This window comes from Roseibium sp. SCP14, assembly GCF_040329475.1.
Lineage (GTDB): Bacteria > Pseudomonadota > Alphaproteobacteria > Rhizobiales > Stappiaceae > Roseibium.
Genome location: NZ_JBDZYH010000004.1, coordinates 658588 through 666216 on the forward strand (window position 1 = coordinate 658588; position 7629 = coordinate 666216).

At 54.1% G+C, this 7629-nt stretch carries 5 protein-coding genes and 1 pseudogene; all 6 read left to right on the top strand.

Translation table 11 applies throughout. From position 1 onward, the window contains the following. Window positions 1-58: 58 nt before the first annotated feature. Complete coding sequence (locus tag ABLQ08_RS20140) at window positions 59-865, top strand: ABC transporter ATP-binding protein (protein WP_352945608.1); 807 nt, start codon at window positions 59-61, stop codon at window positions 863-865. 32 nt (window positions 866-897) lie between these two features. Continuing rightward, the gene (locus ABLQ08_RS20145) at window positions 898-1776 is read left to right on the top strand and encodes an ABC transporter permease (protein ID WP_352945567.1); all 879 of its coding nucleotides are present in this window, start codon (window positions 898-900) and stop codon (window positions 1774-1776) included. Then, window positions 1777-3102: a cytosine deaminase gene (locus tag ABLQ08_RS20150; protein WP_352945569.1), complete on the top strand. Its 1326-nt coding sequence runs from the start codon at window positions 1777-1779 to the stop codon at window positions 3100-3102. Continuing rightward, a complete protein-coding gene (locus ABLQ08_RS20155) occupies window positions 3099-4505 on the top strand; it encodes an FAD-binding oxidoreductase (RefSeq protein ID WP_352945571.1) in 1407 nt (468 codons plus the stop codon). Before ABLQ08_RS20150 ends, ABLQ08_RS20155 begins: the two co-directional genes overlap by 4 nt. 69 nt (window positions 4506-4574) lie before the next feature. Beyond that, window positions 4575-5171 (top strand): NAD(P)H-dependent oxidoreductase, encoded by a 597-nt coding sequence (locus ABLQ08_RS20160; RefSeq protein WP_352945573.1) that lies wholly within the window; start codon window positions 4575-4577, stop codon window positions 5169-5171. A gap of 766 nt (window positions 5172-5937) precedes the next feature. Beyond that, window positions 5938-7629: pseudogene (locus ABLQ08_RS20165) on the top strand (hypothetical protein); the annotation flags it as partial.

The window sequence follows — 7629 nt, forward strand, 5'->3', positions numbered from 1 at the left end:
AGCTTCGTGATGTGCAGAAAAAATGCAACCATGGCCGGACGGTGATTCAATGACGGCCATGGTACAAAACAACATGCTAAACACTCCGGCGGAGCGCTCCGCCATTGTCTCCCTGAACGGCATCTGCAAGACGTTTTCGAACGGGACAGTGGCGCTCAACGACCTGTCGCTCGATATCCGCGAGGGGGAGTTCGTCTCTCTTCTGGGGCCGTCTGGCTGCGGCAAGTCAACTGCGCTGCGCATCATCACAAATCTTGTCAGTCCGACTTCAGGCAGGGTCGAGTGGCCGCAGGAGACCGGCAGACACATGGACCACGAATTGAGTTTCGTGTTTCAGGAACCGACCTTGATGCCGTGGACCACGGTTTTCGGCAATGTCTGGCTGCCATTGCGTTTGAAAGGCGTGTCTAAAAAGGCGGCGCATGACCGGGTCATGGAAGCATTGCAGATGGTCGGCCTGGAGCAGTTCGCGCAAAGCTATCCGCGGGAATTGTCGGGCGGAATGAAGATGCGTGTTTCCATTGCGCGTGCCCTGATCACCCGGCCGAAAATCCTGCTGATGGACGAACCGTTTGCGGCGCTCGACGAAATAACGCGGTTCAAGCTGAATAACGACCTTCTGAAACTTTGGGAGACCTTCGGCTGGACGGTCGTATTCGTGACCCATTCGGTTTTTGAATCCGTCTATCTTTCCAACAGGATTGTCGTAATGGCCGCCCGGCCGGGGCGAGTCGTGAACGACATGGCGATCGATGCGCCATATCCGCGCGACGAGAATTTTCGAACATCTTCTGTTTATTCCGGATTTTGCCGGGATGTTTCCAAAGCATTGCATTCGGCGATGGGGGCCGGTGATCATCTATGATCCAGCGCCCTGTCGCGGACAGGGAGACTGACATGACAGTGGCAATTGCCGACAAGCAGGCGCTTGACCGAAGCGGGCAGGCGGTTCCTCTCGACAGGGAGGAAATTCGGCGCGCCAGGGCGGTTCGGATAGAGAAAGTAGGCAGGTGGATCTTGCCGGTCGTCATCCTGACGCTCTCGGTCTATCTTTGGGATCGTCTTTGCGTCTGGAACGAGATTGCACATTACATTCTTCCGCGACCCGGGCTGGTTTTTCACACACTTATGGAAGACTGGAGCATCCTTGCCTCCGCGCTGGGCAACACCTTGAAAATCACATTCGGCGCGCTGGCCTTGGCGACATTCGGAGGGTTGGGTCTGGCGGTTCTGTTCACGCAGTCCAAATGGATCGAAATTTCTTTCTTTCCCTACGCGGTCATACTTCAGGTGACACCTGTAATCGCGATCGCACCGCTGATCCTGATCTATGTGGATTCCGTCGCAGCCGGTCTGTTGATCTGTGCCTGGATCGTCGCGTTTTTTCCGATCCTCTCAAATACGACGCTGGGGCTGAATTCTGCTGATCACAATCTTCAGAGCCTGTTTCGGCTCTACGGTGCGAGCCGCTGGCAGACATTGCGGTATCTTCGTCTGCCGGCCGCCATGCCGTACTTTCTCGGGGGGCTGAAGATTGCCGGTGGGCTCTCGCTGATTGGTGCGATTGTCGCTGAATTCGTGGCCGGAACGGCTGGTTCGGGATCCGGTCTGGCGAACCAGATCCTGGAATCTAGCTATCGGCTCAACATGCCGCGCATGTTTGCCGCACTGGCGTTGATCTCTGCCACAGGTATTCTGATCTTCCTGACCACCAACCTTCTGTCACACCTGATCCTGCGCAAGTGGCACGAAAGTGCCCTGAAGCGGGAGGCGTAAATGGCAGAGGTTCTCACAGATCCTTTGAAGGGTTCGGGGCTTCTCGGCAATGCTACCGTGCCTTCCTGCTTGCTTACCGGTCATTCGGAGGGAGCTTCGGGTGAGTTGCTCCGGGTTGATATGGAGATCGAGGCCGGCAAGCTTGCCCGGATAGCTCCGGCAGGAACCCTGTCGAACGCCCGCAACATCGTTGATCTTGATGGCGGCATGGTACTGCCAACACTCGTCGACCTGCACACTCATCTGGACAAGGGGCAAATCTGGCCGCGAAAACCGAATCCGGACGGATCTTTCATGGGAGCTCTGGAGGCTGTCGGGGACGACAGGGAAGCTAACTGGTCGGCAGACGATGTGCGGGCCCGCATGGAGTTTTCCCTCAAGTCCGCTTTTGCTCATGGCACGTCAGCCATTCGCACCCATCTCGACAGCGTGCCGCCCCAGGAAACAATCAGCTGGCCTCTTTTTGAGGAAATCCGGCAGGAGTGGAAAGGGCGGATAGATCTGCAGGCTGTCTGTCTTTTCGGAATCGACAGACTGCTGACCGATGAGGCTTATCTGGAGCCCGTGGCCGACCGCGTTGCAGCGGCCGGTGGTGTGATGGGAGCCGTGACTTACATGGTCGACGATCTCGACCGGCACCTGGAAAGTGTCTTCAGGGTGGCGATGGATCGTGGACTGGATCTGGACTTTCATGTCGATGAGACGCTGGATCCCTCGGCCGTCACGCTGCGCCACATCGCCGAGACCGCACTCAGGCTGGGATACGAAGGAAAGATCGTCTGCGGTCATTGTTGTTCCCTGTCGATGCATGAAGATGCCGAGGTCGACCGAACCCTGGATCTGCTTGCCCAGGCGGAGATTGCTGTCGTCACCCTTCCGATGTGCAACATGTACCTTCAGGATCGCCAGGCAGGGCGCACGCCGCGCCGCAGGGGAGTCACGCTTCTTCACGAAATGCGTGCGCGAGGCATCAAGGTTGCTGTTGCCTCGGACAACACCAGGGATCCGTTTTATGCCTATGGCGATCTCGATCTGATCGAGGTCTACACGCAGGCAACGCGGATCTTGCAGTTGGATCATCCCATAGCCGACTGGATTAGATGCATCACCACGACCCCTGCATCGCTAATGAATGTCGAGCATGGAAGTCTGACACCCGGTTGCGCTGCCAATCTGATCCTGTTCCGTGCCAGGGCCTGGAACGAGCTTCTGTCTCGCCCCGCAGGACCGCGTGACGTCATCAGAAACGGATACAGCATCGATCGGGCGTTGCCGGACTACCGGGAACTAGATCACCTCATGCAGAAAGGGCAGGTCCGACCATGAGCGCCATTGCCACGTTGAAGGCCGAACTCGAGGGCCTGCAGATTGAGGACAATCCGCAGATCGTGAAGCAGAAAAGCCGCGACTTTTACTGGTATTCGCCGGTTCTGAAGGAAAAGCTCGAGAATGTGACCGCAGACCTGGTTGTTACGCCCAGGTCGGAAGATGAAATCGTCCGCGTTCTGAAAGCATGCTATGCGGCCGGCATTCCGGTGACAACGCGCGGGGCAGGGACTGGCAACTATGGTCAGGCGATGCCTCTATCAGGCGGCGTTGTGCTCAATCTGGCCGAGATGAACGCCATCAAGCAAATTACAAACGGGTCTGTTGTTGCCGAAGCCGGGGCAATCTTGTCGGATATCGATACGGCTACGAAGTTTCATTCCGGCCAGGAACTGAGGATGCATCCTTCCACGCATCGAACGGCAACGATTGGCGGGTTCATCGCCGGCGGTTCGGGGGGCGTTGGATCGATCAACTGGGGCGGCCTGAGGGACCTCGGTAATGTGATCAGGTTGCGCATCCTGACAATGGAGGCCGAACCACAGGTTCTGGAACTGTCAGGATATGACCTGCAGAAGGTGATGCATGCCTATGGAACCAACGGCATTATCACGGAAGTGGAAATGCCTTTGACGGCCAGCTACGACTGGGTGGATGTGCTGGTCGGCTTTGACGATTTCATGGACGCCGTGGCCTATTCCAACGAGCTGGCAAATCTGGATGGTTTGCTTCTGAAAAATGTGGCGCCAATTGCCGCCCCCGTTCCACACGACTACTTCCTCAGACACCAGAAATTCATCCGCAAGGACCAGTCGGTTGCCGTTCTTATGGTAGCCCCCTTTGCGATGGATGCGTTTGTCGCGTTCACGCAACGACGAGGGAAGGGCGAGGTGCTCTACCGTTCGGACAAAGCGTCGGAAGAGGATAGAAAGAGGCTTCCGCCAGCTTACGAACTGTCCTGGAACCATACGACGCTGAGGGGGCTGAGAGTCGATCCGACGATCACCTATCTGCAGGTGCTTTATCCGTTTCCTGACCAGGTGGAACTTGTGCGCAAGTTGCATGAGATGTTCGGAGATGAGCTGCCCGGGCACCTGGAGTTTGTTCGCTTCGACGGCAACATCACCTGCTTTGGATTGCCGATTGTTCGTTATTCAACGGAAGAACGACTGAACGAAATCATCCGTCTTCATGAAGACAATGGCTGCCCGATCTTCAATCCGCACAGATACACGCTTGAAGAAGGTGGAATGAAGCAAACAGATGAAGTTCAACTCGCGTTCAAGAAGCGCGCCGATCCAAAGGGGCTCCTCAATCCCGGCAAAATGATCGCCTGGGAGCATCCGGAATACGATTTTTCGAGCGGACACCTGTTTCTGTTTCCCGGTCTGCAGCAGGCATGAGCTCTAAGCTTGTGCCGGCGCGAGATCGCCATTTTCTTTGAATGCTCAGTATAACCAAAGGCTTGCCGTATGCGGGTACTCGTTGTTTTTAGTCATCCCTGTCAGGAAAGTTACAATGCGGCGATCTGCAAGGCCGTGGTGGAGACCCTTGAAGCAAGCGGTCACGAAGTTCGGTTGACCGATTTGTATGCGCGAGAATTTAATCCCGTCATGAGCGCGGAAGAGCGGCGGGGATATCATACGCCACAACTGAACACCGTTCCGATTTCTGACGACCTGGAGGACATCAAATGGTGCGAGGCTCTGGTTTTTGTCTATCCAACCTGGTGGTTCAGTCAGCCGGCAATGCTTAAAGGGTGGTTGGAGCGCGTTTGGGTTCCGCATGAAACCTTTGAAATGCCAACGGAAACAACACCCATGCAGCCGAAGATGCACAACATCTCGCACATCGCCATCGTGACGACCTGCGGTGCCAGTTGGTGGATATCGAAACTGATCGGAGAGCCCGGGCGGAAAATCATTCTGAGAGGGATCAGGTATCTTGCAAAGCCAGGATGCAAGACGCTGTTTCTGGCCCATTACAAGATGGATACTTCGACCCAGTCCAGCAGAGAGCTGTACCTCAACAAGGTCAGGAAAAAGATTTCAGCCTTCACGAAAGGCTAATGCAACAGGTCTTTGTCGTTTTGTTTCTGAAAATCGACGTAGAAGGATGCCGGTATTTTGTTTCTGGCACGATGAAAAAATCGTGATTCGCAGTGTTTTTCTCTTGAGTGTGTTAACTTCTTTCTCAAGGGAAGTGAAAATTTTTGCACCAATTTGGCGAAGTTTCTAGGGTTTCGAGCGATTTTTATGATATTTCGCTGTTCGGTTTGCTAAGTTTATGTATTACTTTGTTGGTGGCTCGTTCACACGGAGTCTTTTGTCTGTGAATACAGAAAACGTTTTCTGATTTGTTCTTTGTTAAGTTTTTAAATTGTCTTGTTAGTTGTGTAGTGTTTGACAAATATTCATATTTTTACATATTCGAAGTATAGTAAGTAAGTTTATCAATTAATTATTTCTCACTGTTAAAATTACTATCATTCATACGTAAAGTTGCCAATGATTTTGCCCTCAATCTCGCGCGAAATCGAGATTTCACGTAGTGTCGCTGCTGGTTTACTTTTGTCTTCGCGAATTGCTGGTCGGGTCTCTAAAGATTTCCTGTTCACTTCCCTATTTGTCTCATTTTGATACAATTCACGGGTTGTATTACTCCTGCTTGTCTGAAATCGGCGGTATTGTTGGGGTTCTGAATACCTCAATTCGGTCAGGCGTTTACCTTTAATAAAGTTAATGAAACTTTGGGTTTTATGGATGGTGAAAAATCTGTAAACGTACGAGTGAGATTTTATGTAAATGTGACCGAAAAAGTACCGAGTGTTTTGACATGAATGATTTTGTTCGGATTGCGCAAGCTACCACCCCGGCCAATTCTGGAAGCAACGGAGGCAATGGAAATACGCCTCTGCCGCTTGTGCTTTCTCAACCTGAGGCGGATGTTTCTCTTGCCGAAACCAGGTTCCCCGGACAGCTGGTGGATTTCCGGAATATTCTGAACGAGAACATTTCGTTTTTTCAGATAGACGGCAGCTTGCAGATGATCTTTGCCAATGGCGGCTCGATCATCGTGAATGGGTTTTTCTCCGGCGACGGTGCCGGCCAGGTCGCTATTGTTTTTGACGGCGAGACGATTTCCATCGACCAGTTCATTTCGGTCGCAAATCTTCAGGTTGCCGATGAAGTCCAGACGGCTGCCGGGGAAACCAGCAACCTGGCCACCGCGTTGGGTGGTCCTCAGGGCTCCGGACAGGACTTTCAGGATGCCGAAATCGGGGAGCTCGGTCCTGGTCTTGACGTCTTCGATCTGCTGAATGGGGAAGGCCCTGGCAATCAGGGTGGAGCGAGCAACGAATTTGCCGATGGTGAAGTTGATACCGTTCCGACAGTGGTATCTGCGGCGGAGAACGGTGCTCTCGATGAAGGCCATCTCACTGACGGCAATGAAGCCGGGCAGGGGCCCCTCGTGGCAACTGGCAGTCTCGGAATCAATTTCGGCGAAAATGCCGGCCCGTCTCCAACCCTGACCTTCGATACGAATGGTGCAGGTGTTCCTCTTGATTCTGCAGGCTCGCCGCTGGATCTGTCCTCGGACGGTGTAGCACTCACCTACTCGATTGTGTCGAATTCGGATGGTGGGCAGACGCTTACGGCCGCGAAGGAAGGAACCGGAGAAGTCGTCTTTACGGTGACGCTCGACATCGTCCCCAACGTGTTCGCCGGAGGCGCCTCCGGTGCGGAATACACATTCTCCCTCGAAGGTAATCTGGACAACCTTGGAGCGGAATTCGACGATGAAATTCCTATTTCGTTCAGCATTACCGCCACTGACACGGATGGCGATTCCGTCGGCACGGTTTTCCAGGTCACGATTGCAGATGATGACGTGGAAATTGGCGCCACAGATCCGACTTCCGTAGACGAAGAAGGGCTGGTCGGCGAAAACGTCGACACTGGATACGACGGCGATCTTGCCGGTGCCGCTGTGACCTCGAGTGGTGAACTGGGGATCAGCTGGGGTGCAGACAATGCCAATCCGACATCGGGTGGTGGCATCGGCGACAGATCGGTGGAGTTCTCCGACAATCAGCCGGGGCTGACCGGGCTGTCATCGAACGGCAACGATGTGTCGATTGCCGTTCTGGGAGATGGAACGCTGGTCGGTTACACCGGAAACACCGAACCGTCTGCGAGCTCTGACAGCAGCGTTGTGTTTTTTGCGACCTTGTCCGATGAGAACAACGGCAGCTATGACTTCACCCTGGTGGATAATCTCGATCATCCGGAACAGAACACCGAAGATGATATCGAGCTGACATTCGCGTATACCGCAACCGACGGAGACGGCGACACGGCGTCCTCGACCTTTGTGGTAACAGTCGACGACGACGCGCCGGTTATCAATCCGACCGAAACGGTCAGCCTGACGGAAGATGCGACGGGTTCGGCCGGTTCCGAGACGTTTGTGTCTTCGAGCGAGACCGGATCGTTGAACGTTCTCTGGGGCGCCGACGATGCCGAC